Below are 24,971 nucleotides of genomic sequence, written 5' to 3' on the forward strand. Positions count from 1 at the left end.
AATCTCCTGTTAAGTTTGTGAGTGGTACCATTTTCAGCTATCTAACTGGAAAAACTCCAGCTAATTGAAGCTGATTCTTCACGTACTAGCTTCAAGTATCGAATCAGATGGAGAAATTCCAGTTAAACTCTTTTCCGAGAAGGATATTTATCTATTAGCTGGAGAATTTCCTGATAAGTATTTATCGATGTCAGGGTATTCTTGAATCACTGTTGTATTCATTATGCAAGTGAGATCAAAAGTGTATATTTGCTCGTATGCTACGATTTGTGATGAGAGGAGTGACAGCTACAATGTACGAATGGAATGAGATGGTGCAGTTGATGATTGATTGGGTAGACGATAATTTAGGTGAGACACCAACTTTACTAGAAATGTCACAGCAGTTAGGTTATTCACCGTATTACTGCACCAAGCAATTCCATCTCGTCACGGGAATGACATTAAGGGATTATGTCTGGATGCGGCGTATCAGCCGTGTTGCTATGGAGCTCCGCGACACGAATGAACGAATTTTGGATGTAGCTGTGATGTATGGCTTCTCCTCCCAAGAAGCTATGACACGTGCTTTCGTCAAAGCGTTTGGAGTTTCACCAAATGTTTATCGTAGGTCTAAGCATCCAATTCAGCTTAAAGTCAGGACTGAAGTGTTCTCTCCTTATCATTATTCAATGAAGGAGCAAGATACGATGGATAATTCTAGAGTGCAACCAGTTGAGGTTAAAATGGAGTTTATTCCAGCCCACAAATTTATCGGTCTATGGGATATTGATACCGATAACTATGGTGATTTTTGGGGGAACGATCATAATTGTGATGAGATTTCCGGTACATTAGAGAGCATGTCTAGCCGCACATTGTTGGGCCAGCTTGGACAAACTGCAGGTTGGTTTTATGAGAAGGGGAGAAAGGGATATTTATACGGAATTCCCGTGCCAATGGATGATATTGGAGATATACCTGAGGGTATGCAGCATAAGCTAATTCCTGATTCGGAGTATATCGTGTTCTATCATCCTCCGTATCATTATTTACAGGATAATTGGCCCGTTATGCAGGCCGTGGAGGAACTAGCTTGGAACTTTGATCCAAGGACACTTGGATATGTCTGGGATGAAGAGCAGAAACAAGATTACCAGCGGCATTTTCCAGAAGGTTATGGTTATGCTGTATTACGTCCAGTGAAGAAAATGGAAGTATAACCAAGACGCTTCCCAAGGATAACAGAGGTTATTTTGACGTATGTTAATGGAGAGTTATTCTCACCCATTCTCTGAATTTGGGAGGCGTCATGTAATGAGTAAAAAGGATAAAGAAATGTCTCCAATATCCCGTGAAATCGTGGATGTGGATGGCGTATATACTAACGAAGTAGGGCACGAGGAATGTCTAAAAAGGGGCGAGGAATTCCCTGCTGATCTGGTGCTCGGAACGACGGAGTGGGAACTAACAGAATTGGTTTATGACAATCATCATGAAGGTAAGACAGACGAACGGCTTATTCCAAAGAAAGATTAAACCAATTAGGGCGTCACTCCATTTGAGCTTTCGGGCTTTAACTGGAGAGGCGCCCTGATTGTTATAGTGTCACAACTTAGATGCAATTTGTAGATGAAGGTTTGAATAAATCGAATATAGAACTTTAGCGCTTTAAATTCCACGGTGATTTCCATTATAATAGGGGGTACAGTTCTCTTTTGGACAAGATGCCCGGATTGGGATTGGTGAATAGGGAATGTAATAGGACGACAAGTAACGATTATCAAAGTTCAGGGGGAAAGACCGTGCCAGTAACAACGGGAATTCATCATATAACCGCATTTGTCAACGACGTGCAGGCTACAGTCGATTTTTATGCGGGGGTTCTCGGACTGAGACTCGTGAAGCAGAGTGTTAATTTCGATGCCCCGGAGATACACCATTTATATTTTGGTAATGAATCCGGAAGTCCAGGGACAATCATTAGTTTTTTTCCACAAGAAGATGCCCGTCAAGGGACGCTTGGAGGCGGACAAGTCGGTATTACTGTGTATGCTGTCCCGAAGGATAGCCTGATTTTTTGGCGAAAAAGACTTAAGCATTTTCAAATTGAAGTGATGGAAGCAACTCGTTTTGATGAAAAATATATTACTTTTACCGATAATTCTGGACTAATTATTGAATTAGTAGAGCGAGAGCAGGGACCTAATAGCTGGTGGTCATTAAGTTCAGTGCCGGTGGAGTTTGCGATAAAAGGATTTGCTGGTGCGCTTCTATTCAGCTCTAATAGTAAAAGTACGGAACGGGTGCTTGTGAACTTACTTGGACTTCGCAAGATTGCTGCAGAAGAGGGCTTAATCCGCTTTAAGGCAGACGGCGAGCTCGGCAATGTGATAGATTTGAATGCTGAGAATATCCCAGTAGGTGAAGGTGGTGCAGGAACGGTGCATCATATCGCTTGGAGAGCCAAGGATTACGCGGAACTGGAAGCATGGGGTTCTCTTATTGGAACTAGTGAAATGCAGTCTGCCAAAATTGTCGATCGACAATTCTACAAGGCTATGTATTTCCGTGAACCTGGGAATATTCTTTTTCAGATCGCAACAGACCTTCCTGGATTTCAATGTGATCAGAGAATAAAGGATTTAGGTGGGAGACTTGATCTACCGGAGCAGCTTGAGTCGCAGCGTGCGGTCATTGAGAAGAAGTTGAAACCTTTTGTAGTGCGGGCGTTAGATTAAGACATAGCACTTATAATTAATTATATAAAGCATACGAATCGAGGAGAAAGAGATGAGCAAGGGAGAACGGCAAGTGGTGGGAATGGAAGATATCGTACGAGCACATCATGTTCTTAAGGAAGTTGTTAGACGCACTCCGCTGCAATTAGATCCTACTTTATCGGCAAAATATGAATGTAATGTGTACTTAAAGCGTGAGGATCTACAGATCGTACGTTCCTTCAAAATAAGAGGAGCCTATAATAGGATTCGTAGTCTTGGACCGGAAGATATGAAGAAGGGAATTGTATGCGCAAGTGCAGGTAATCACGCTCAGGGTGTAGCATTTTCATGCAATGCACTTAGTATTCAAGGACAAATCTATATGCCGAGTACGACACCAAACCAAAAGGTGAAGCAGGTGAAACGTTTTGGTGGCTCACATGTGGAGATTATTCTTACAGGTGACACTTATGATGACGCTTATGCTGAAGCTATGAAGGCTTGTACTGAAGGAGGAAGAACCTTCATTCATCCGTTTGACGATCAGAAGATCGTAGCTGGTAACGGAACGATCGGAATGGAGATTATGGAGGTTCTTGATGCACCTGCTGACTATATCTTTGTTACGATTGGCGGCGGAGGATTGGTCTCTGGGGTAGGTACATATATTAAAACGGTAAGTCCTACAACGAAATTAATCGGAGTAGAACCATCAGGTGCGGCATCCATGACTGAAGCCTTAAAGCAAGGCAAGGTGGTCACGCTTGAGAGCATAGATAAATTCGTTGACGGTGCAGCTGTTAAACGTGTAGGAGATCTGAACTATAAGATCTGTACTGATTTAATTGATGATATTGTTCAAGTGCCGGAGGGTAAAGCTTGTACGACTATACTTGAGTTGTATAACGATAGTGCAATTGTGGTTGAGCCTGCAGGTGCGCTACCTGTGTCTGCGCTAGATATGTATCGAGATCAAATCCGTGGGAAAACGGTTGTGTGTATTATAAGCGGTGGGAATAACGATATCGATCGGATGCAGGAAATGAAAGAGCGCTCGCTCATTTATGAGGGATTGAAGCATTATTTCGTTGTTAACTTTCCGCAGCGCAGCGGTGCTCTCCGTGAATTTCTGGAGCAAGTACTGGGTCCCAAAGACGATATTGCGCGGTTTGAATATACGAAGAAACATAATAAGGAGAACGGCCCGGCGTTGGTTGGTATCGAGCTGAGTGACAAAGCTGACTATGACGGGCTAATTAGCAGGATGGATAAAAGTGGTATCGAATACAAAGAGCTAAATCATGATATAAATTTGTTTAACTTGTTGATTTAAGCGTAGAAGAATTCGAAAATCATAGTTTTATGAATGGATATGTTAAGGTGCTCCTCAGTTAATTGAGTGAGCATCTTTTTATAATGATCTGCAGAGTTTGAATTTAGGCACCCCGAAAGTATTATTTTCCCAAAAAAAGCTCTTTACAATGTCATGTTACTAGTGTACTATTCAACTATAACACTAATACAAAAGAGGTGCGTTATGAACGGACTTAAGCAAGAGAAGCATGAAGTCGTTCTTTCAGTGAACAAGGTAACCAAGAAGATCGGAAAGCATGTGATCGTAGATCAACTTTCATTTGATATGCGGCAAGGGGAAGTTGTGGGATTACTCGGCCCGAATGGGGCAGGTAAAACAACTACAATTCGTATGATTGTTGGTTTGATTGGGATGACAGAAGGGGATGTGCTCGTCAAAGGGCAAAGTATTCGAAGTAATTTTTCCGAAGCGATCTCCCATATTGGTGGAATTATTGAGAATCCCGAGTTTTACCCCTATATGACCGGCTATGACAACTTGAAGCAATACCAACGGATGACGAAGGGGATAACAGAGGAACGAATTCACGCGGTGACGAAGCTTGTTGGATTAGAGGAAGCGATGAATAAGAAAGTTAAGGCCTACTCGCTTGGGATGCGGCAACGTCTAGGGATTGCACAAGCCTTGCTACATGAACCTTCGATCTTAATATTAGACGAACCAACTAATGGATTGGATCCCGCAGGTATAAGGGAAATGCGGGACTACTTGAAGCAAATCGCCAGCCAAGAAGGAATAGCGATTCTAGTCTCGAGCCATTTGTTGTCGGAGATGGAACAGATGTGTAGCCGAGTTGTTGTCATCCAAGAAGGTAAGCTAGTCACGATGAGATCACTCAGTATGCCGGTTGATGCGGCTGAAAAGGTGAATGTTACTTTCCGTGTAGATGACGCATTGCGGGCTAAAGAAAGACTGGAACGTATGGAGGAGATACAAGTTCTGGATTGCGTTCTGGAAATGAATGAAGTTAGAGTGGCAGTCCGTGATAGCTATATCCCACGTGTGGTGAATGCTTTAGGTACGGAAGGGATAGCGATTTATCGGATTCAGGAGAACCGCGAGTCACTAGAAGATGAATTCTTGAAATGGACGGAGGGGAACCGCATTGCGTAGTTTTGGAAATCTGGTTGTTAACGAATGGTTGAAATTGTCGAAGAAACGGAGTTTCTTTATCCCTTATGCGGTCTTGATCGGTTATGTAGGATTGTTCGGTTATTTAGCTAAAGTATATGAGTCGACAGGGGGAATGGGTTCAGAAGGAAAATTTGTATCTACCTTGGACTTTATTCAAAATGCCATGTCTCACAGTGGCATGGGACAGTTTATCACCTTCTTGGCTATTATTGCCTCAGCGGGGATCGTGACCAAGGAGTACAGTCTAGGGACGATCAAGCTGCTACTCATACGCTCCCAAAGTAGGAATAAAATTCTTGCTTCGAAGTATGTGACAGCAGTGCTGTATACATTATCTCTATTTCTTTGCACAGGAATTGTTGCTATGATCACCGGAGGAATTGCATTTGGCTTTAGTGGATCTGAGATAGGCTGGAACGATGTCTTTACGGGAGGCCTATACAGTCTAATATACACGCTCGTGTATGTTACGATCACATTTATGGTGGGTGTGCTAACAAAATCAACAGGTGCAACGATCGGAGTAGGCATGTTTATAGTTCTACTTGAGGGTTTGGTTACGATGTTGCTATCTAAATACGCCGTGGTTAAATATATAATTTTTACAAATGCGGACCTGTCGGTATACAGTAACGGTGGTGCGCCATTTAAAGGGATGACGATGAATTTCTCACTTATAGTAATTGCTGTATATATGGTATTGTTTCTTGGAGCAAGCTTTGTTACGTTTAAAAAACGGGATGTCGCATAGAGCTATGCTCTAAAACAGGCATAACGGCGGAAAGGAGCAATTCACATTGTGAGTATGGAATTCGATAATAACTTACCGATTTATTTGCAGATTATGAATAGGATCAAGAGAGAGATTGTAACCGGTAAATTAAAGGCTGGAGATAAAATCCCCTCCGTTCGCGAGCTTGCAGCAGAATTGCAAATTAATCCAAACACGATACAACGAACGTTTCAAGAACTGGAACGGGAAGATGTAGTCGAGACAAGACGCGGGTTAGGAAGATATGTGACAAGTGAGGAAGCGAAAATTATGACCATAAAAAAAGAAATGGCAGGAGATCTGCTGGATAGCTTTATTCATGGCATGCAAGAGCTCGGTTTTTCCAATCAGGATATTGCAGTCATCGTGGCTGAAGCAGTCGAAGCGGAGAATAAGAGCTAAATACTACTTGGATGAGTTACTCCAAATGATAAGGAGAATGGAAATGGAAGAAAGCTTATTGCAGTTTCAAGGAATTTCTAAATCCTATGGTTCCAAAAAAGCGTTACGCGACGTTACATTCGACATAGGTGCAGGTAAAATAGTTGGCCTACTCGGAACAAACGGAAGCGGAAAAACAACATTAATGAAAATCGCTGCGGGGCTGATTCGCCCCTCGCAAGGGACAGCTTCGGTAGCGGGCATTCCAGTGGGACTTAGTACGAAGGCTATCGTCTCCTTCATGCCTGATCGTCCACTAACTGAATCATGGATGAAAGTAAGTGATGCCCTCGAATTCTCCCGCGACTTCTATGCCGATTTCGATGAGGCTAAGGCACGGAAGATGCTTGATTTCATGAACTTGAGCACCAGGGATCGGATCAGTTCACTATCCAAGGGAATGAACGAGAGACTACAATTAACGCTTGCTCTATCCCGCAACGCTAAGTTGTATTTGCTTGATGAGCCTATTGGCGGAGTCGATCCTGTGGCACGCACAAAAATTCTTGATGCCATCGTAGAGTTCTATAGCGAAGACAGCAGTATGCTGATATCAACTCATCTAGTCAGAGACATTGAACGTATCTTTGATGAAGTGATCTTTATCCGTGATGGCCAAGTTGTCATGCAGGATGAAGTTGAGAATATTCGTATCAAACACGGTAAAAGTGTAGATGACATGTTCAAAGAGGTGTTTGCAGAATGATGAAGCTGCTTAAATACGACTTGAAACGCAATGCCACTACTTTTCTAAGTGTGGGTGCTATCTTAATCGCACTGCAACTGATTATATCGATTATGGGTAACATCAGGGGCTGGGACCCCAAAATCATTCTCGCATTAACTATTGTGTTATATTCGTTCGTGGGAACGTTTAGCGTCATTCTAGTAGCAATAACATACAGAAAGAATATTAAAGCCTATAGTCGGAGATTATTGCCGCAACGTTCCAGTCATATTATCTTCTCCGTTCTGGTTCTAGGATGGATCACGTTCATTGTACTTCTTGCTATTTCGGTACTGCATATTGTTATTTACAATTATTTTGAACGTATTTTAAGTGCGGATCAGATAGCTGATCTATTAGGTTCTGTACCAGATGTGCTAGTCGTACTGTTTCAATTGTTCTGGGCATATACCTTCCTTTTCGTAACGATCATGTTAGCGAGTACGCTTAGTGCATCAATCAAAGGAAGACTTGGCGGATGGATCGGGATTATCAGTTTCTTCGCCATTCAGAGCGCTCTCAACTGGTTAGAAGTAAAGTTACTGGGGGAAACCAATGGTGCGACGGGCCTAGTTATATCGCGTGGAACGGAAGTTGAGCTGTCGTATGTGACAGGTGGTGGTCAGCTTAAGATCGATCGTAGCCTACTTTTAATCGATTTGCGCACCGTTGCAATAGAACTGATCTTTATCGCGCTCATTATATACGCAACGGTATTATTACTAAACCGTAAAGAACAAGTATGAATACTGTCTCACTATTGATTAGTGCAGTGATTCAAGTGCTGCTCTTTTCATTTATACCCTTTATCTTTTGGTTGTTTACGAGTAGGAAACAAGAAAATTTCTTTGTTTGGCTAGGACTGACAAGGCCTATTATACGCAACAAAGCGGAGCTTCTATGGTTATATGTCTGCTTTGTTGTCGTAGGTTGTTTTACGATAATATACCTTTTGCCTATGCTATCCAACTCGACTGAATTAGCAACTTCTCAATTTGCAGCACAAGGTGCCTCAGCAATAATACCCGCATTGATTTACTCTTTCCTACAAACAGGACTCTCAGAAGAAATATTATTTCGTGGATTCATCAACAAAAGGCTTTGTTCGAGATTTGGCTTTAACATAGCTAATCTTACGCAAGCGATTTTATTTGGCTCATTACATGCGATCATGCTGTCTTCCATTAGCGGTAGATTTGAAATGAGAATGATCGGGGTTGTTTTACTAACTGGTGGTATTGGTTGGGTATTGGGATGGATCAGTCAGAAAAAGGCTGGGGCTCCATCATTCCAGGTTGTTTGTTTCATGCCTCATCTAATTTATTAATATCACTATTCGCGATGTACAGCCTAGTTTAATAGAAACAAGTAGAATAAGGAGTTAATGCGATTATGAAAAGTATGAAGAGTATGAAAAGCTATAAGCGAATAAGCATGTTTATGATGACTGTGGTAGCAAGTTTCTCGTTATTGCTTGCCCCGGCTAATTCATTTGCCGCTGTGGATCAGAGCCAGGGAAATTGGCTTAAAAATAATGCTCACGAAATCAAGTCATTGAAGTCGGACGATTTCTCAGACCTAAGTTTTCTCAAGCCATTGCTCAAAGATAAGACCGTTGTGAGTTTAGGGGAGAACTTCCATCGTGTAGCGGAATATAGTGAGATCAAGACACGCTTGATTAAATATTTACATGAAGAGCTAGGATTTGACGTTATTGCATTTGAATCAGGGATGGGAGATGCGGCTGCTGTTTATGAGAATAGGGACTCTCTCAGCCCCGAGGCCATGATGACCTCATCGATCTTTCCTATCTGGCATTCAGAAGAAACACTGGAGCTATTCGATTATATCAAGCAACAAGGAAAGGGCGATAAGCCACTTTACTTGGCGGGATATGACATGCAGTTTACAAGTTCCTATTTGACCCAATTTATTGCCGGGGGAATCGCTAAGCTTGACCTTGATAAAGGGAAGAACTTTTTGCAGTTTGAACTCCAAGCGATGACTGACTTTTACGAAGTCCTTAACAAATATGGGATGGGTAGTAAGGATCCGGCTTACAGAACGGAAATGCAAAAGGTGATCGATACGTATGAGCCTCAATATCAAGAAGTGATCAAGTTTATTGAGGAGCATAGAGTAGAGCTAACAGAAAAGTTGGCAGCCATTTATCCTGATCAACCACTTATCTGTGATATCTACCTGAAATCTTTAAGTGATCATGTTGAATTTTTGAAAAGCGGACTTGATGACGTGACGAATGCATACTCCTCACGCGACCAACTGATGGCGGATAATCTAGACTGGGTGATGAAGACACTATATCCGGGGAAAAAAGTCATTCTGTGGGCACATAACGATCATCTTGCCAAGAATACCTCGGGCATTCGGGTTAAGGAAGATGGCAACTGGATATATAGTTTTACAAGTATGGGGCAGTTGCTCCATCAGAAGCTACAGGACAAAATGTATGTGATCGGGTTATACATGAACCAAGGTGAGTCTGTCACGATTTCTTCATACAAACCATTTACTATTCAGCCAGCGACGAAGGGGAGTCTTGAACAGTTGGTTATGCAGAGCGGATATACCAATACCTTCATTGATTTTACCCAGCACAAGGTGAAGAATGATGATAATGCTTGGATGTTCAGGCATATCTACGCTTCTGAAGACGGTTTAACTGCGGAAGAGGTTCGGCCTAATGTAATGAGATTTATTCCAAACCAGCAATACGACGGGGTTATTGTAGTTGATAAGGTGAAAGCACCAACTCCGATAGATTATTCTAAAGTGAAGTTCGGAATAGAAACCGAATAAGCACAAAAAAAGCCCATACGACATGTTAGGGGACTGACCCCCGTTTGTGAGACAGGGATCAAAACACCTTGCAAGTTTAAACTGCCAGTCGCCGAAAATCAATCGGTGACTGGTTTTTTAGTTTTGTTTGAATACGAACTGAGTTATAGTAAATAATGTAGTCTCGAACGGTTTGTTCAACGATTGCCGTCGTTGTACAAGTGAGCCCTTCGAGGTAAAACGTTTCAGACTTTAGCGTGGAATGAAACGATTCGATGGTGGCATTATCAGCGGGCGTTCCTTTACGGGACATGCTCATGGTAATGCCTTTTCCTTTTACGGCCGCCTGATAAGCCTCCGATGTATAAACGCTACCTTGATCGCTATGGAGCATCGTACCTGGTAGAGGAGGCAGTTGGTTTAACGTATCCAATACAAACGCGATGTTTTGCTTGTCGGCTATACTGTAAGCCACAATCTCACCGTTAAACAAGTCTAAGATACTCGACAGGTACAATGTTTTTCCGCCGAAGGGTAAATATGTAATGTCCGTGACAAGTTTTTTCATCGGTAAATGGGCTTGAAATTCACGCTTTAACAGATGTTCTGCTAGATACGCGGGCTGTCCCGTTGGTTTACGTTTCTTTATCCTAACTCGACACTGCAACCCTTCATGCTGCATAATCCGTTGTACACGTTTATGATTGATTGTTTGTTCCAGTCGAAGCAACGCGGTTACTTTTCGGTATCCATAGCGAAATTTATGTTGCATACAGAGTTCCCGGACCTTCTCTACCACGTGATCTTTGCACTCGGTGTCATACGCTGATTTCCAACGGTAGTACGTTGTACGAGGGAGCCCTAACCATTCACAAGCTTGGGTAACGCTCACTTCTCCTCGGATAGACTCGATCCATTCCACTACAATCTTTGGTGACACCTCCTTTGCATCTCCTTGTACTTTTTTAGTACATCTAATTGTTGTTTCAAAAACCGATTCTCAGCTTTTAGTTTCTCCAGTTCTGATGCATACTCGGGTCCTTTGCCGTAGCTGTATTGTTTGCCCACGGGTTGCTCTAGCCGATTCCATTCACCACTGCGATACCACCGCATCCAAGTTTTCACTTGTGTCTTATTTCGTATGTTGAGTTGTTCCATAACTTCTTTTACCGGAATGCAAGCCAATCTCATTTCAATTGCTTTCATTTTTACTTCTACAGGGTAGCTAACTCTTGTTGCCAACGCAAAAACACCTCCAAGTTTGTCTCCATATCTTACGACATGGTTGAATTCTCTTGAAGGTGTTTTAATTTGTCTCACGTTAAGGGGTCAGTCCCATTAACATCGTATAGGCTTTTTGCTATTTGCCTCGGCGAGCAAAGATGAGAATATGCCCGAGAACTCCGATGATAAATACGATGAGGCTATCCCAAGGGGAAACAGTGAAGGATGGCATGACTTGATCAAGCATAAGGCCAACTGCAACTAGAAGAACTGCCACACCAATATATATTCCTAAGGCTTTAAGATCAAATTTCCGAGCAGATAAGTTCTTCTCTTTCTCATCCTCTGCCGGCACTGATCCAAGGAAACGTGTAACGGCTTCGATTAAAATGATCGATATTACAGCAACAAGTAAAAGAAAGGACGTATTAATCTGCGTATACTCGAGCGCTCCTCCAAACCATTTACCCATAAATCCTGTAATCATATAAATAAAGAATACCCAAGTTAGCGCCACCCATGGAATCATGGTGTAGTATTTAATCTTATCCTTCAGAGTGCGTGGCTTCCGCATTAACACGTCCTCGACAAGCTGATTACTATAAACAGAAGCGTCGTTTCCGAAGGCATCTTGGGCCGAAATACCCTTCTGCTGATTATTGACGATTTGTTTGGCTAATCCCCGTAAAATTTCTGCGCTTTTGGTTTCCGTTAATGTAGTGGAGTCGGAACTAATATACCTTACCACCTCGTTAAAATATTTCTTGTTAGCTGGATTCATTTGTTGTGTTAATTTCTTTGTTTCGTCCTTCATTTCTCGTATGTTCAAGAACTTTCTCCCCTTCTGGACTGATTGGTGATGTTCTGATCTAAAACCCCTATTAAGTAAAGATGGATTACAGATTTTCTGAAGTAGTATACTGCATGCTTCGCCAACTTCGCAAGAATTCCCTCCATACATAATAACCCTGAGAATAAAATGAGCCAATATCTCTAAGACTAAATAAGGTATTTATAACCTGATGAGTGGAGGCTAAACATCGTGATGAACAATGAATCGGAACTCACCCGGCGCTATTTGCTGAATAGTCATTCTAGAGGCAGTCTGGAGGAAGTTGTATCAGAGGAAGATTCTTTGGAGTTTGAAGATGAAGTAGGGCATCCCTCGGGCACAGTGCAATGGAGTAATTCACAATTTATGAAACAATGGGAAGGAAGAGAAACGACACAGTCGTATTTTCTTGAGTCATATGATTAATATGAATGTATTGGCGTACCTAACATGAACTGATTGACACTTCCCCTACTGCGATGTTAAGATAAGTTCTATAATTCACATTAAACTTATCGGATTAATATTATATAGTGTCCTGCATCGCGGGAGTGGGGGAGGCAAATGGGATGGAACGTCAAATTGTTATTCATCATGGGAATGAGGAAATTGTAGCAAGTATCCATTATCCATCGCAAAATGTTAAGCAGGAAGGACGATGCAAGGATCGTGTTCCGCTTGTAGTTATATGTCATGGCTTTGTAGGCAATCGGATAGGTGTGGATCGACTCTTCTTGAAGACAGCGCGTGAGCTTGCTGCCGAGGGATTCCTGGTTGTTAGATTTGATTATATAGGATGCGGCGAGAGCAGTGGTGATTACGGAAGAGAAGGCATAGATTCCTTGATCGCTCAGACTCGGGCTGTTCTGGATTATGGTCTTAGTGTCGGCGATATTGACCCAACCCGTGTAACTTTAATCGGTCATAGTCTCGGAGGAGCGATTGCAATTCTGACAGCAGTACGAGACCGACGCGTGAAAAATTTGGTTCTATGGTCCGCTGTTGGGTATCCATTTAATGATATCGTTAAAATAACCGGCCGCAAAGTGTATGACGCATCTGTTAAACATGGTAGCGCTGACTATCTTGGATATAGTTTCACCCCTACTTTCTTCGATTCGTTAGGTACTTATCAACCATTTCAAGAGGCGATAAAATTTGCCGGAGACGTACTGGTCGTTCATGGTTCTTCCGATGACGATATTCCTGTAGATTACGGCTTCTTGTATCAAAAAGTATTCTGGACTCGTTCAGAGGGCCGTTGTGATAAGGAGATTATCTTTCAAGGAAATCATACGTACTCGAATGGCGAACACCAGAATCAATTATTGCAGAAGACGAAGAATTGGCTAGGGGGTCTAGAATCCATCCAGAGTGATTGGCAGAATTGGATGATCTGACAAAAAATCATGATCATAACGCAGATCTTCCGTATACTACATCTGGTAAATCGCTTCCTATCGGGATACAATGGGAGTATAACCAATTTGGCTTAGGGAGGTTTGCTCAGATGACTCAGCCTGCACTTTTTATTGCACATGGATCTCCGACCCTGGCTATCGAAAACAATACGTACACTACATTTCTAGGACAATTGGGACAAGAGATCCTGAGGAAACCGCGCGCAGTTGTGATTTTCTCAGCACATTGGGATTCTCCAGTACAATATGTCACAGAGGATGCTAGTCATGAGACACTACATGATTTCTACGGATTTCCTGATGAAATGTACGATATTAACTATCCTGTCCAAGGTGACCCCGAATTAAGTAAAGAGATTAGCTCTATCTTTAAGAGTAACAATTTACCTTATGCTATGTCCTCAGGAAGAGGGCTTGATCATGGGGCTTGGGTTGTACTTAGAGCTATGTATCCAGACGGGGACGTACCGGTGGTGTCACTATCTGTAGATTCCAAACGTTCGCCCGAAGAACAATATGCGATAGGGAAGATGTTGTCCGGGCTTAGAGAACAAAATGTGTTGATCATAGGGAGCGGCGGTTTGGTTCATAACTTACGACTACTCGGTGAGGTGAACGCACGTCCAGCGACTTGGGCTGTGGAATTCGATGATTGGATTGGAGAGCAACTGGTGAACTGGGATTTGCGCTCTCTAATGCAATACGAGAAGAGAGCCCCTCACATTCGTGAAGCTGTGCCTGCTTATGCTAATGAGCATTTGGTTCCACTCCTATATGCTATGGGGGCGGGGGATACTGACCGCACTGCCCGTAAGCTATTCCAAGACTACCAGTATGGTAGCCTAAGCTTGAATTGTTGGATATTCGGCGGAAGAGATAATGATATCTGATTAGATATCACGAGTTTTGTAATGATAATGTAAACTCCACAACATCCTTGTCTTTCCGAAAGGGTGTTTTTTGTCGTATACTGAAAGAAAAATATGGAATTATGGAGGAATTATAATATTGAATTTTACTAAACATGCTGTTCCCCTGATCCTGTTTCTTTGTCTCCTCGTCATTCCCGCATGCGGATCGCCGAAGGAAGAGGTACCTGATACTTCGACTCCACTTGCAACGGAGGATATACAAGAGGAGCTGATACCAACCCCAGCAAAGCCAGCCTACATAGCCCCACTGACCGGACTTCCGCTAGAGGAACCGGTAGTTCGTCGTCCAATAGCAGTCATGATTAATAATGCACCAGCTGCCCGCCCACAATCGGGTCTTGGTGGAGCGGATATCGTATATGAAGTATTGGCGGAAGGTGGAGTCACCCGATTAATCGCTATCTACCAGGGGAAAGAGGAAGTCACACGGATTGGACCTATACGCAGTATTCGGCCTTACATGATCGATTTAGGTGAGAGTTATCACGGAGTCCTTGTTCATGCTGGTGCGAGTAATGATGCATATGCAATTCTGCAAAGACAGCATAAAGATGATCTAGATGAAATTTCGAATGCGGGCGCTTATTTCTGGCGTGACAAGACCCGTAAGGCCCCGCATAATTTGTACTCTAATTTGGAGAAACTGATGGAAGGCGCCGCTAAGCGGAATTATGCAGTTGAAGATACTGAGGTTCCTAGTTATACATTCCGCGAAGAAGATGATCCCGGGCAAGGAAATCCCGCAAATAAGGTAGAGATCAAATTCCTCTTAGAGAATTACCGAGTTGCCTACGAATACGATCCCGAGACTAAGCTGTACAATCGATTCGTAAATGGTGAACTACATAAGGATCTGGATACAGGTGAAGGGATAACGACAACGAATGTGGTTGTTATGGGAGCAGATCATAAGGTACTTGATGATGTAGGAAGGCTTAGTGTCGATCTTGAACTGGGTGGAGAGGCACTGTTGTTCCAACATGGCAAAGTTATTGAGGGAAGTTGGATCCGTAAGTCGAATGATGTTATTCGTTTTGTAAAAGATAATATAGAAGTTCCCTTCTATCCTGGAACGACATTTTTCAACATTGTACCGAATAGTCCGGATTTTAGCAGTCATATCGAAGTTCAGTAAATGAAATACAAGGAATATATGGGATATATTATTTATTTATACGGTTAATTGCTCCGATTATTGGGATATATAGGTAGACTAACGTGACATGTTTGCGACAGGATTCCCTAGAGATATGGAGTTGTGTTAAGATAATCAAGGTTATGTTAGCGTAGTGTAAATAAACAAACATACTATAGGAATAGGAGATTTCAAATGCGAGTGAAAAAGAAGGATATCTTTTTTCAAACGTTGGAGAACATGGCTGATACAATCGTGCATTCAGCAGATTATTTTGCCCAGCAGGTATTAGAGTTTAAAAACGTGGAAGAGTTTGCCAAGAAGATGAAAGAATTTGAGTCTGCTTGTGATGAGCATACTCATACGATTATCGTCGAACTAAACAAAACGTTTATTACGCCAATCGAACGAGATGACATCATGAATCTGACTACGACGTTGGATGATGTGATTGATGGCCTGGAGGCAACTACATCCCGTTTCTTTATGTATCACCTTAATGAACCGGATGAGCATATTATTAAATTTGCTGAAATTTTGCGCATCTCTGCGTATGAAATTCAAAAGGCAATTCATTTGCTGTCTCAGAAGAAGCTACTTGCTATCCGTGAGCATACGATTCGCCTCAATGATCTAGAGAATCAAGGAGATGAGTTGCTACGCATTTGTATTAAGGAATTGTTTGCAAAAGTAACAGATCCTATTGAATTAATTAAGAAAAAAGAAATTTATGAGCGTCTTGAGATGACAACGGATGCATGTGAGCATGTTGCGAATATGTTGGAATCCATTATCATGCGCAATTCTTAATAATAACTTCGGTTACAATCGATATTCGGGAGGTTGGAATTGCGCGGATAAAATATAGAGAGAGAAATTCATCTGTGCAAAAATAGATATGGACACGAGTATACTAATTATATTAATTGTTATCGTGCTGGCGCTCGCTTTTGATTTTATTAATGGATTTCATGATACGGCTAACGCAATCGCAACGGCTGTTTCAACACGGGCATTGAAACCCCGTACAGCAATTATGATGGCGGCAGTAATGAACTTTCTTGGTGCAATGATGTTTACTGGTGTTGCGAAGACGATCGGGGGCAGTGTTGCGAACCCTGCCGATCTGGACAACGGGCTGCAGGTTCTGATTGCGACGCTAATCGCGGCAATTATTTGGAATCTGGCCACGTGGTGGTTTGGGATTCCATCTTCCTCATCGCACGCTTTGATAGGGGCTTTGGCTGGGGCAGTGTATGTTGGAGCTGGTCCTGACAAGTTGAACTGGAGTGGATTTACAACAATTATACAAGGATTACTCCTTTCTCCGCTGCTTGCTTTTGCCATCGGATATATTGTTATGATGATATTGAAGTGGATTTTTGCTAAGCGTAGCCCGCATTCCGTAAATAAAGGTTTTCGTACCATGCAGATTATGACGGCAGCATTGCAATCATTTACGCACGGAACGAACGACGCACAGAAAGCGATGGGGATTATTACCTTTGCTTTGGTAACTGCGAAGTATCAGGATAATATGGATGTTCCTCTTTGGGTTAAAATATCGGCTGCAACTGCTATGGCGCTGGGTACTTCTATCGGTGGTTGGAAGATTATTAAGACCATGGGAACAAAGATATTTAAGATCGAACCCATTAATGGATTTGCGGCAGATATTTCTGCGGCATCGGTTATTTTTGGCGCAACACTGATTCAATTACCAGTAAGTACAACACACGCAATTACTTCTTCAATACTAGGTGTAGGCTCAGCGAAGCGTTTCTCGGCTGTAAAATGGTCTCTCGCCGGCAGAATTGTGATCGCATGGGTGATAACAATTCCGATCGTGTTCATACTTGCCGGACTCATCTACACACTATTGTTCTAGCAGAAGTAAGAAGGCCAATTCAATGAGGATTGGCTTTTTTTGGTTCGTCTAGATAAAATGGGGTAATGGGTACAACAGCGATCGTAAGAACTTTTCGCTCTCGGAGCCTATAATCACAATGATTAATCAACTTATCTAGATAGATATAATGTTTGCTGGAATATAGGGGGCACGAAATTGATTCGGATATTAGGGGTTACGCATGATCATAAAGTAGAGTCAGACATCGCACTTGAGCAAATAAAAAATTCAGCTAAATACAAATGGAGTTGGATTGACTTCAATGAGCCAACACCAGAGGAATCTGAACAACTTAGCACTTTTTTTCAATTCCATCCACTCGCAATCGAGGATTGCCTTATGGTATTGCAGAGACCTAAAGTGGATTATTACGAAGAATATCAGTTTTTGGTGCTACATGCTTTAGATCCAGATAAGCTAGCAACGGTAGAGGTCAATCTATTTATCGGTAGTACATACTTGGTATCTTTTCACCATCATTCTTTAACAGAAATTGATGAGGTCTGGGAGGCCATGGAGAAACGGTCCCATGACCGAAAGAACTGGGCGCGTGACCCGTTTGCTGCGGCCTATATGGTGATCGACAAATTAGTTGATCAGTATTTCCCTAGTGTATATTCGATTGAGGACGAGCTGGATGACTTGGAGAAAAAAGGGGCTTCTGAGTCGGTTGAAGTGCTGATGAATCAAGTGTTTGATTTGCGGGGAAGGTTGCTCAAATTACGAAGAACCATCGTACCGATGCGGGATATGATGTATCGGATTCTCAATTCCCAACATATTCAGGGGGAGAAGGAACATCGTGCTTATTTCGCTGATATTTACGATCATTTGCTTAAACTGTCTGAGATGATCGAGAGCGATCGAGAAATGACTGCTGATCTGCGAGATTCTTACATATCGCTCAACTCTAATCGCATGAATGGTATCATGAAGACGTTAACTGTAATTACCACGGTATTTATGCCCCTTACTTTAATTGCGGGTATCTACGGTATGAATTTTCAGAATATGCCAGAGCTTGGTTGGCGTTACGGTTATGCAACGGTGCTCCTAATAATGGCATTATTAGGAGCTTGGATGATTCTATGGTTCAAGAAGCGCGGCTGGTTTAAGTAAGCTAAGAATGAAAGAAGACGCCCCCGTTTTAACGGCGGCGTTTCTTTGATTTGGTGCGACTGGCTGCGGAGCCGGAGCTTGAGCGGCGGCGAGCACTTCCTTTTTTGCCTTTTTTTCTACGGCGGCCAGGTTTGAATTCATCGATCCCATCAGCACCTGCACCTTTTAGTTTCCCACCCTTGCCACCTGGTAGGAGGCCTGCGACCATTTTGGCCATAGGAGCGAATTGCTGAAAGGTTTGCATCATTTTCTGTACTTTACCCATCGTGGCCAAGATTCCTTCGATACCACCAAGTCGGTCAACGATACCTTTTATATCGCCGAGATTGGGGATGGATAAACCACCAGTAGCTGTTTTCGCAATTCCCGCTCCTGCAGCGGCTCCACCGAAGGTATTTCCCCCGACAGATGGCGAGGTATAGGGTGTAAGAGCTGAAGATTCCGCCGTGAGTGACAGATCTGATTCATACGGATTGATTCCCGGGTAATATTGCGAGTATGGGTATGAGGAGGGCGTTGCACTTCGCCGGGGAGTATTATAATGTGGCATAGGATCACATTCCTTTTCCTTGATATAGGCATTTGATTACTATACTGTATGTGCCCGGAGCTTATGGCGTATGGACGAATGTCCCGACTTTTATGGGCAAATGCGGATTTTAACGTTCTTTCTGTAATGCGTGAAACCGTTAATGCTTGAAAAGGAGGACGTTACTCGGGTACAATGAAGGTGTGTTCACAGTAACGGTAGGGGATGATTATTCAGTGCAACTCAAGAAATTAAATGATAAGAGTATTGATCAATTATTTGAAGCGATTCTTACTTTGAAAGACATCGAGGAATGTTATGTATTTTTCGACGATCTATGCACGGTAAATGAAATTCAATCGCTCTCTCAAAGGTTGGAAGTAGCCCGTATGCTTGGCAAAGGGAATACGTACAATCAGATAGAAGCAGAGACCGGGGCTAGTACAGCAACGATCTCTCGGGTGAAGCGCTGCCTCAACTATGGCAACGACGGATACAAGATGGCCTTAGACCGCTTGGATCGTTAAGTTATGAAGCCGGTGACGAACAGTGAGTCGTTGGAAGCGATGGCGAATCGTGGGTCGGCTATAACGGAGAATAAGATGTCTATTCCAGGAGTACTAGTGATTAGTCATGGCTCTCCTGACATAGAGTGGGTTACCTCGGTCGATTCTGCTGTAGCTGAAGCTGTGGCAGAATTACCGGGGGGCATACCGATTGAGACTTCCTTTCTTGAAATTGTGGAAGGACGTCTTATTCAGGATGGAATCGATCGATTGGAATCACAGGGCGTTACAGACCTCATCGTTATTCCCCTGTTTGTATCTTCAGGGAGCACACATATTGATGAGATTGCTTATGCGTTCGGCATGAAGAACACGCCGGAGAAGGAGACTGATTTGCAACATTTTCGTCTCTCCGCCCGCGTGTTGTTTGGTGAGCCTATAGATGATGACCCAGTAATTGCTGAGATGATCTGGGATAAGGTTAAGTTTCTATCTCGTAATCCCGCACAAGAGGTACTGCTTCTAGTTGGTCATGGTAGTAAACATGATGGTTTCTTACAGCGTTGGGAGCAGGGAATTTCTTCGCTTTCTACACGAGTGGCAGAGCTTAGTGGATTGGCTTATTCAGATTATGCACTACTTAATCCCGACAGTGTACGGAGTAAAGTGATATACTGGCAGGAGAATCATGGTTGTGAGGTTATTATTGCACCGCTATTTTTAAGTGCTGGTTATTTCACAAAGACGGCGATACCTTCGCGCCTTAGTGGATTACAATATATTTATTCAGGGGAAGCATTGCTACCGCACCATTTATTGTCCCGCTGGATATTACATCAAATATTAAATATAATGAGGTCAATGAAATTATGAAAAACGGGTGGCGTTCATGGAATGAAAAAAGCTAGGTTGATCTATAATCCAACCTCTGGACGGGAGGAAATGCGGCGGTTGCTCCCAGACGTACTGGAGCGGCTTGACAGGGCTGGTATTGAGACGACCTGTCATGCAACGACAGGTGAAGGTGACGCAACACTTGCGGCTGCTGACGCTGTCAGCAGGGGCTATGATATTGTTATAGCTGCGGGCGGAGACGGTACGTTAAATGAAGTTGTTAACGGTATGGCGGGAAAGAGCAATTTGCCGCCGCTCGGCGTGTTCCCACTAGGAACAACGAACGATTTCGCCAGAGCTATGGGTATTCCGAAGCGTTGGGAGGATTACTGCGATTTAGTAATTGAGAATAAGACGAGGCCGATTGATATCGGTAAGGCAAACGATCGTTATTTTATCAATATCGCGGGTGGAGGTTCTTTGACGGAATTGACCTATGAGGTACCTAGCCGTCTTAAGACATTGATTGGCCAACTTGCTTATTACATGAAAGGCATCGAGAAGATGGCGAGTCTGTCACCAACGAAATTAATTATTAACGCTGATGGTTATGAAGTATTGGAAGGCGAATTTATGCTCTTCCTGATTGCGAACAGTAATTCGGTTGGTGGCTTTGAAAAGCTAGCTCCAGAAGCACGGATCGATGACGGATTGCTTGATGTTATTGCGGTTAAGAAATGTAACCTAGCAGAGTTTATCCGACTCGTATCGATGGCACTACGCGGTGATCATTTCAATGATCCCCACGTTATCTATCTGAAGACGAAGCGAATGGAGGTAACCTCACCAGGCCATGTATTGCTTAACCTTGATGGGGAATTGGGCGGTGAGCTACCTGGAGTCTTCGAGATTCTGCCACAGCACCTACGGATTTTTGCTTAAGTGAAGAAGAGAAGAACTAGTGGCTAAGCTAAGTAGCGAAGAGGTTTAGATGTATAAAGTACAGTTATTCTTCTAGAATTCAGTGAAACCAGTGAAATAGATGCAAAAAATACAGTTATATCGCCCATATTATGAAATTAAGAGTTACCTTGGACTGATTAAGTGTAGGTTATGCAGTTAAAATATTGGTCATTGGAAACTAGCGGATAATAGATGTATAAAATGCATTAAAGTAATGGAATTTGATTAGGATCAATAATCCCCTGCCTATATCGGCGGGGGATTTGTGCGGATATAAGTGGACAAGTATCGTAAGATGTTTGTATATAATTTTTTAGGAAAGAAGTGAAGCATTCGTCATGACAAGTCACCGGAACGAACGGACAGGAAGCGGAAAGGGCTCAAATAGCGGAGGACAAACAAGCCGCGGGGGCAAAAGGGGTGGGAGAGCAGGGAGAAGCATGAATACTCCTGCCGAAACGCAGATTGCCGGCTTACCGGTCGCGAAGAATGATGAAGTGGTTATTGAGATCATTGGTATGAACCATGACGGCGAAGGAGTAGGCCGAGTAGATGGATATACGCTTTTTGTTCAGGGAGGAGCTTTACCAGGGGAGCAAGTCCGGGTAAAAGTTCTTAAGACAAAGAAGCAATATGGATACGCTAAGTTGCTAGAAGTGGTAGAAGCGAGCCCCGACCGAGTCGCTGCACCTTGTTTAATCTATGATAAGTGTGGCGGTTGCCAGCTTCAACATTTGAGCTATGAAGGTCAGCTTGCCTGGAAACGGCAGCATGTTGTGGATGCATTGGAGCGGATCGGTAAACTGAATGTGACTGACGAAGGGAGCTCCAATCGTGGTATCGTCGTTCTTCCAACGCTGGGTATGTCTGAGCCTTGGCGTTATCGTAATAAGGCGCAGGTGCCTATTGGCGTTACCGAAGGTGGTTTGGTCGGTGGATTTTATGCCCGAGGTAGCCATCGCATCATAGATATGGAGACTTGTCTTATTCAGCATGAGAGCAACGATGATGTGGTTGCTAGGGTCAAGGCTATCGGTCGCCGCGTTGGCATTACCGCCTACGATGAAGAAACAGGACAAGGCCTATTGCGTCACGTCGTCGTCAAGGTTGGGTTCCGTACGGGGGAGATGATGCTCGTCCTCGTCACCAACGGGAATAAAATTCCGCGTGAGAATGAGTGGATCAATGCAATTCAGGAAGAGGTTCCTGCGGTTGTGAGCGTCTGCCAGAACGTGAATACGCGACAAACTAACGTTATTTTTGGAGATGTTACCCGCGTTCTTTGGGGAAAAGACGTGATCTACGACTACATTGGTGACGTTAAATTCGCTATCTCGGCTCGTTCTTTCTATCAAGTGAATCCGGTTCAGACGGAAGTGTTATACGGGAAAACCGTAGAGTATGCTGGGCTAACTGGAGCAGAGACTGTGATCGATGCTTATTGTGGAATCGGTACGATCTCTTTATTCTTAGGGCAGCATGCCAAGCAAGTGTACGGTGTCGAGATTGTCAAAGAAGCGATCGAAGATGCTCGTGCGAATGCGGAGCTCAACAACATGCAGCATGTAACATTTGAAGTGGGAGCATCCGAGGACGTCATCCCTCGCTGGAAAGAGCAAGGCATCGAAGCCGATGTCATCGTCGTCGACCCACCTCGCAAAGGCTGCGACCCACGTCTCTTGGAGACGATTCTGGAAATGAAGCCAGAGCGTGTTGTGTATGTGTCTTGTAATCCAGCCACCCTGGCTAGGGATTTGCGAGTGTTAGAGGATGGCGGGTACAGAACGGTAGAGGTACAGCCAGTGGATATGTTCCCGCATACAACACATGTGGAGTGCGTAATAGGAATACAACGAATCGATACGTAGAAATCCTTTGTTTTCAACACTTTGCGCGATTTATGACGTTCACGGCGGATGGCAACGACTTCAAAAATAAGCTGCTCAAGGACAAAATCGAGGTTTCGGTCGTTTTGGACTTGGATTTGGACGTCGGGTGGGTAGATATGTAGTAAAGTTTAAAGAGCGTCCCTGGGTGGGCGTTCTTTTTATTGCTTATGGTTGAGATTAATAGGTGGATGCTCCATACTATCAATACATATCCAATAATTGAACTAAGGGTCTTAATGTCAAGGCATATCGGACAAGATGAATTATAGCGAGGAGATGAATAATCTATCATGTCTTGTATTCTTTGTTTTTTTGATAATTCGTATCAAAAAAAACTCAAGAGAGCGTCTTATAATATTGATACCTTCGTTGAGAGATTAGTACATTATAAAAACTCATTTATGGAGCATTTCCGTACTTTGCAACCGATTACTGAATGTGATTGTGGATTCCGCAGTATGACGGTATGTGACCCACTATATGTAGCGTTCTGTGAGGAAGTACGAAAGGATTTTCAGACAAAGGAGACTTACGTCGAACAATTATTCGATAGTTTAATTGATATTTATCAAGCGGTAGTAGCAAAATCTCCTGATGCAGAGAATAAATTTTTTTCGTTCATTAGGGAGAATTCTACGGGTTATTCATCGAATAACTCTGCGCAATTTACTGACTTGCTCTTCAGGGCAAGACCTACTGGCGATTATGACCCTAATAATATTTATGAGCTGTTTCATATTCCATTTTCTAAACGGCATTTGATATCGAGCCAAAGGTTTAGTGCGGCTCGAAGGCCGATGCTATATTTGGCCAAGTCGCTTCCTACAACCATAGCTGAGATCAGTCTTCCATATGACTCTTTAAATTATTCCCTGTATTTCCCTATTTACAGTTATTTTTATAGTTTGGGAAAAGGCATGTATAATATCACTAACTCCATTGATCTTACATTAAATCAAATTATTGGACGCATGATTCTGCAGGGTTCACAAGTTCAATACAACAACTACACATTTACTTTTTCAAAACAAAACGCAGATAAACTCCTAGGTGATAGTGTTTTATTCCAAGTCCTTACTTTTCCTAAAAAAGAAGGATCTACTGTGATCGAAGAGTATATCTTGCCTCAGTTTTTTACCGATTTTTTGGAGAGTAGTGGTTACACAGGTCTAATTTATCAATCAACGAAGGAACTACGAGAATTTAGTTCTGAATTTAAGTATAAAAGCCTCGACTATAACTATTGCTTTTTTATACCGGAGACAGAACATGGAGACTATAATGAGAAATTTTTAGGATTGTTTTACTGTGTAAGCCAAGGGAACAAGGATCGGGATAGGACAATAGAAGAGGTAAAACAGTTGTTAGAGGAATGTCGTGTTGTGATTAAAAAATCCAATTATCTTTTAAATGAATATATCATTCTTTTAGGGAATATTGAACGTCATATTGAAAATATGGAAAGATTCAATTTTAACGGACACATGTATTATGAATCCGAATTGGGGAAAATTGAGGCAACATTAATGTTTTCATTTCTTTTGAAGATTGAGGATGTTGTAACCCGTCCTATCAAATTTAATATTATTTTAAAAAATGAATCATTTTAACTGTGAATAGTATAAGAATGTCCAAGGGAACGCCCCTGTAACTTCGGGGGTGTTCTCTTTTCATATAGATACTTTTCAGGAAAGCCGATTGTCTGAACTTGAATGTTCAGCGCAGTCG

General features: G+C 42.7%; 26 protein-coding genes. 23 read left to right on the plus strand and 3 right to left on the minus strand.

Annotation, left to right across the window (positions count from 1 at the left end; genetic code table 11):
- Window positions 1-293: 293 nt before the first annotated feature.
- From NST85_RS04415 to NST85_RS04465, 11 genes are all read left to right on the plus strand, one after another.
- Window positions 294-1,202 carry an AraC family transcriptional regulator gene (locus NST85_RS04415; RefSeq protein ID WP_127192994.1) on the plus strand — a complete coding sequence of 303 codons (909 nt, stop codon included), beginning with the start codon at window positions 294-296 and terminating at the stop codon, window positions 1,200-1,202.
- 94 nt (window positions 1,203-1,296) lie between these two features.
- Entirely contained in the window at window positions 1,297-1,518 is a 222-nt protein-coding gene (locus tag NST85_RS04420) for a hypothetical protein (RefSeq protein WP_127192993.1), read from the plus strand.
- A gap of 266 nt (window positions 1,519-1,784) precedes the next feature.
- Window positions 1,785-2,720: a VOC family protein gene (locus tag NST85_RS04425; RefSeq protein ID WP_341188648.1), complete on the plus strand. Its 936-nt coding sequence runs from the start codon at window positions 1,785-1,787 to the stop codon at window positions 2,718-2,720.
- A 52-nt stretch (window positions 2,721-2,772) separates the two neighbouring features.
- A complete protein-coding gene (gene ilvA, locus NST85_RS04430; protein WP_341188649.1) occupies window positions 2,773-4,035 on the plus strand; it encodes a threonine ammonia-lyase IlvA in 1,263 nt (420 codons plus the stop codon).
- Between the two features lie 204 nt (window positions 4,036-4,239).
- On the plus strand, window positions 4,240-5,190 hold the full coding sequence (locus tag NST85_RS04435) for an ABC transporter ATP-binding protein (protein WP_341188650.1): 951 nt from the start codon (window positions 4,240-4,242) through the stop codon (window positions 5,188-5,190).
- Window positions 5,183-5,962: an ABC transporter permease gene (locus NST85_RS04440; protein ID WP_341188651.1), complete on the plus strand. Its 780-nt coding sequence runs from the start codon at window positions 5,183-5,185 to the stop codon at window positions 5,960-5,962. Before NST85_RS04435 ends, NST85_RS04440 begins: the two co-directional genes overlap by 8 nt.
- 48 nt (window positions 5,963-6,010) lie before the next feature.
- Window positions 6,011-6,385 carry a GntR family transcriptional regulator gene (locus NST85_RS04445; protein ID WP_341188652.1) on the plus strand — a complete coding sequence of 125 codons (375 nt, stop codon included), beginning with the start codon at window positions 6,011-6,013 and terminating at the stop codon, window positions 6,383-6,385.
- Between the two features lie 43 nt (window positions 6,386-6,428).
- Complete coding sequence (locus NST85_RS04450) at window positions 6,429-7,130, plus strand: ABC transporter ATP-binding protein (protein ID WP_127192988.1); 702 nt, start codon at window positions 6,429-6,431, stop codon at window positions 7,128-7,130.
- A complete protein-coding gene (locus NST85_RS04455; RefSeq protein WP_341188653.1) occupies window positions 7,127-7,897 on the plus strand; it encodes a hypothetical protein in 771 nt (256 codons plus the stop codon). Before NST85_RS04450 ends, NST85_RS04455 begins: the two co-directional genes overlap by 4 nt.
- Window positions 7,894-8,478, plus strand: coding sequence for a CPBP family intramembrane glutamic endopeptidase (locus NST85_RS04460; RefSeq protein ID WP_341188654.1), 585 nt, complete (start codon window positions 7,894-7,896; stop codon window positions 8,476-8,478). The genes NST85_RS04455 and NST85_RS04460 overlap by 4 nt, the downstream gene beginning before the upstream one ends.
- A gap of 65 nt (window positions 8,479-8,543) precedes the next feature.
- Window positions 8,544-9,971, plus strand: coding sequence for an erythromycin esterase family protein (locus tag NST85_RS04465; RefSeq protein WP_341188655.1), 1,428 nt, complete (start codon window positions 8,544-8,546; stop codon window positions 9,969-9,971).
- A 76-nt stretch (window positions 9,972-10,047) separates the two neighbouring features.
- Here NST85_RS04465 and NST85_RS04470 read toward each other — a convergent pair.
- Both NST85_RS04470 and NST85_RS04475 read right to left on the minus strand, forming a co-directional pair.
- A protein-coding gene (locus NST85_RS04470; RefSeq protein ID WP_127195319.1) for an IS3 family transposase occupies window positions 10,048-11,192 on the minus strand; the annotation gives its coding sequence in 2 pieces (ribosomal slippage) (window positions 10,048-10,898 and window positions 10,898-11,192; 1,146 coding nt in all).
- Between the two features lie 118 nt (window positions 11,193-11,310).
- Window positions 11,311-12,003, minus strand: coding sequence for a DUF1129 family protein (locus NST85_RS04475; RefSeq protein WP_341188656.1), 693 nt, complete (start codon window positions 12,001-12,003; stop codon window positions 11,311-11,313).
- Window positions 12,004-12,216: 213 nt separating this feature from the next.
- Here NST85_RS04475 and NST85_RS04480 point away from each other — a divergent pair, with 213 nt between their 5' ends.
- The 7 genes from NST85_RS04480 (at window position 12,217) to corA (ending at window position 18,522) form a co-directional block, all read left to right on the plus strand.
- Entirely contained in the window at window positions 12,217-12,432 is a 216-nt protein-coding gene (locus NST85_RS04480; RefSeq protein ID WP_127192984.1) for a hypothetical protein, read from the plus strand.
- 143 nt (window positions 12,433-12,575) lie between these two features.
- Window positions 12,576-13,406 (plus strand): alpha/beta hydrolase, encoded by an 831-nt coding sequence (locus tag NST85_RS04485; RefSeq protein ID WP_341188657.1) that lies wholly within the window; start codon window positions 12,576-12,578, stop codon window positions 13,404-13,406.
- A 110-nt stretch (window positions 13,407-13,516) separates the two neighbouring features.
- On the plus strand, window positions 13,517-14,317 hold the full coding sequence (locus tag NST85_RS04490) for a dioxygenase family protein (protein WP_307401524.1): 801 nt from the start codon (window positions 13,517-13,519) through the stop codon (window positions 14,315-14,317).
- A gap of 118 nt (window positions 14,318-14,435) precedes the next feature.
- A complete protein-coding gene (locus NST85_RS04495; protein ID WP_127192980.1) occupies window positions 14,436-15,494 on the plus strand; it encodes a DUF3048 domain-containing protein in 1,059 nt (352 codons plus the stop codon).
- 195 nt (window positions 15,495-15,689) lie between these two features.
- The gene (locus NST85_RS04500; RefSeq protein WP_127192979.1) at window positions 15,690-16,304 is read left to right on the plus strand and encodes a DUF47 domain-containing protein; all 615 of its coding nucleotides are present in this window, start codon (window positions 15,690-15,692) and stop codon (window positions 16,302-16,304) included.
- Between the two features lie 88 nt (window positions 16,305-16,392).
- Window positions 16,393-17,382 (plus strand): inorganic phosphate transporter, encoded by a 990-nt coding sequence (locus NST85_RS04505; RefSeq protein ID WP_307401305.1) that lies wholly within the window; start codon window positions 16,393-16,395, stop codon window positions 17,380-17,382.
- Between the two features lie 177 nt (window positions 17,383-17,559).
- Window positions 17,560-18,522 carry a magnesium/cobalt transporter CorA gene (corA, locus tag NST85_RS04510; protein WP_127192977.1) on the plus strand — a complete coding sequence of 321 codons (963 nt, stop codon included), beginning with the start codon at window positions 17,560-17,562 and terminating at the stop codon, window positions 18,520-18,522.
- Window positions 18,523-18,550: 28 nt separating this feature from the next.
- On the opposite strand, the gene NST85_RS04515 is transcribed toward corA, so the two are convergent.
- Complete coding sequence (locus NST85_RS04515) at window positions 18,551-19,072, minus strand: hypothetical protein (protein ID WP_127192976.1); 522 nt, start codon at window positions 19,070-19,072, stop codon at window positions 18,551-18,553.
- Between the two features lie 215 nt (window positions 19,073-19,287).
- Here NST85_RS04515 and NST85_RS04520 point away from each other — a divergent pair, with 215 nt between their 5' ends.
- The 5 genes from NST85_RS04520 (at window position 19,288) to NST85_RS04540 (ending at window position 24,853) form a co-directional block, all read left to right on the plus strand.
- On the plus strand, window positions 19,288-19,578 hold the full coding sequence (locus NST85_RS04520) for a YerC/YecD family TrpR-related protein (protein ID WP_127192975.1): 291 nt from the start codon (window positions 19,288-19,290) through the stop codon (window positions 19,576-19,578).
- 75 nt (window positions 19,579-19,653) lie between these two features.
- On the plus strand, window positions 19,654-20,430 hold the full coding sequence (locus NST85_RS04525) for a sirohydrochlorin chelatase (RefSeq protein ID WP_127193024.1): 777 nt from the start codon (window positions 19,654-19,656) through the stop codon (window positions 20,428-20,430).
- 21 nt (window positions 20,431-20,451) lie between these two features.
- On the plus strand, window positions 20,452-21,333 hold the full coding sequence (locus NST85_RS04530) for a diacylglycerol kinase (protein ID WP_341188658.1): 882 nt from the start codon (window positions 20,452-20,454) through the stop codon (window positions 21,331-21,333).
- 461 nt (window positions 21,334-21,794) lie between these two features.
- Complete coding sequence (gene rlmD, locus NST85_RS04535; RefSeq protein WP_341188659.1) at window positions 21,795-23,222, plus strand: 23S rRNA (uracil(1939)-C(5))-methyltransferase RlmD; 1,428 nt, start codon at window positions 21,795-21,797, stop codon at window positions 23,220-23,222.
- A 311-nt stretch (window positions 23,223-23,533) separates the two neighbouring features.
- The gene (locus NST85_RS04540; RefSeq protein ID WP_341188660.1) at window positions 23,534-24,853 is read left to right on the plus strand and encodes a hypothetical protein; all 1,320 of its coding nucleotides are present in this window, start codon (window positions 23,534-23,536) and stop codon (window positions 24,851-24,853) included.
- Window positions 24,854-24,971: the final 118 nt, after the last annotated feature.

The sequence above is a fragment of the Paenibacillus sp. FSL K6-2524 genome, from assembly GCF_038005525.1.
GTDB lineage: Bacteria > Bacillota > Bacilli > Paenibacillales > Paenibacillaceae > Fontibacillus > Fontibacillus anaericanus.

Coding starts and splice junctions, on each gene's coding strand:
- rlmD (WP_341188659.1), top strand. CDS start 21,795: ATGAATACTCCTGCCGAAACGCAGATTGCCGGCTTACCGGTCGCGAAG.
- NST85_RS04435 (WP_341188650.1), top strand. CDS start 4,240: ATGAACGGACTTAAGCAAGAGAAGCATGAAGTCGTTCTTTCAGTGAAC.
- NST85_RS04450 (WP_127192988.1), top strand. CDS start 6,429: ATGGAAGAAAGCTTATTGCAGTTTCAAGGAATTTCTAAATCCTATGGT.
- NST85_RS04460 (WP_341188654.1), top strand. CDS start 7,894: ATGAATACTGTCTCACTATTGATTAGTGCAGTGATTCAAGTGCTGCTC.
- NST85_RS04515 (WP_127192976.1), bottom strand. CDS start 19,072: ATGCCACATTATAATACTCCCCGGCGAAGTGCAACGCCCTCCTCATAC.
- NST85_RS04490 (WP_307401524.1), top strand. CDS start 13,517: ATGACTCAGCCTGCACTTTTTATTGCACATGGATCTCCGACCCTGGCT.
- NST85_RS04420 (WP_127192993.1), top strand. CDS start 1,297: ATGAGTAAAAAGGATAAAGAAATGTCTCCAATATCCCGTGAAATCGTG.
- NST85_RS04540 (WP_341188660.1), top strand. CDS start 23,534: ATGTCTTGTATTCTTTGTTTTTTTGATAATTCGTATCAAAAAAAACTC.
- NST85_RS04465 (WP_341188655.1), top strand. CDS start 8,544: ATGAAAAGTATGAAGAGTATGAAAAGCTATAAGCGAATAAGCATGTTT.
- NST85_RS04500 (WP_127192979.1), top strand. CDS start 15,690: ATGCGAGTGAAAAAGAAGGATATCTTTTTTCAAACGTTGGAGAACATG.
- NST85_RS04525 (WP_127193024.1), top strand. CDS start 19,654: ATGTCTATTCCAGGAGTACTAGTGATTAGTCATGGCTCTCCTGACATA.
- NST85_RS04505 (WP_307401305.1), top strand. CDS start 16,393: ATGGACACGAGTATACTAATTATATTAATTGTTATCGTGCTGGCGCTC.
- NST85_RS04455 (WP_341188653.1), top strand. CDS start 7,127: ATGATGAAGCTGCTTAAATACGACTTGAAACGCAATGCCACTACTTTT.
- NST85_RS04415 (WP_127192994.1), top strand. CDS start 294: ATGTACGAATGGAATGAGATGGTGCAGTTGATGATTGATTGGGTAGAC.
- NST85_RS04530 (WP_341188658.1), top strand. CDS start 20,452: ATGAAAAAAGCTAGGTTGATCTATAATCCAACCTCTGGACGGGAGGAA.
- ilvA (WP_341188649.1), top strand. CDS start 2,773: ATGAGCAAGGGAGAACGGCAAGTGGTGGGAATGGAAGATATCGTACGA.
- NST85_RS04485 (WP_341188657.1), top strand. CDS start 12,576: ATGGAACGTCAAATTGTTATTCATCATGGGAATGAGGAAATTGTAGCA.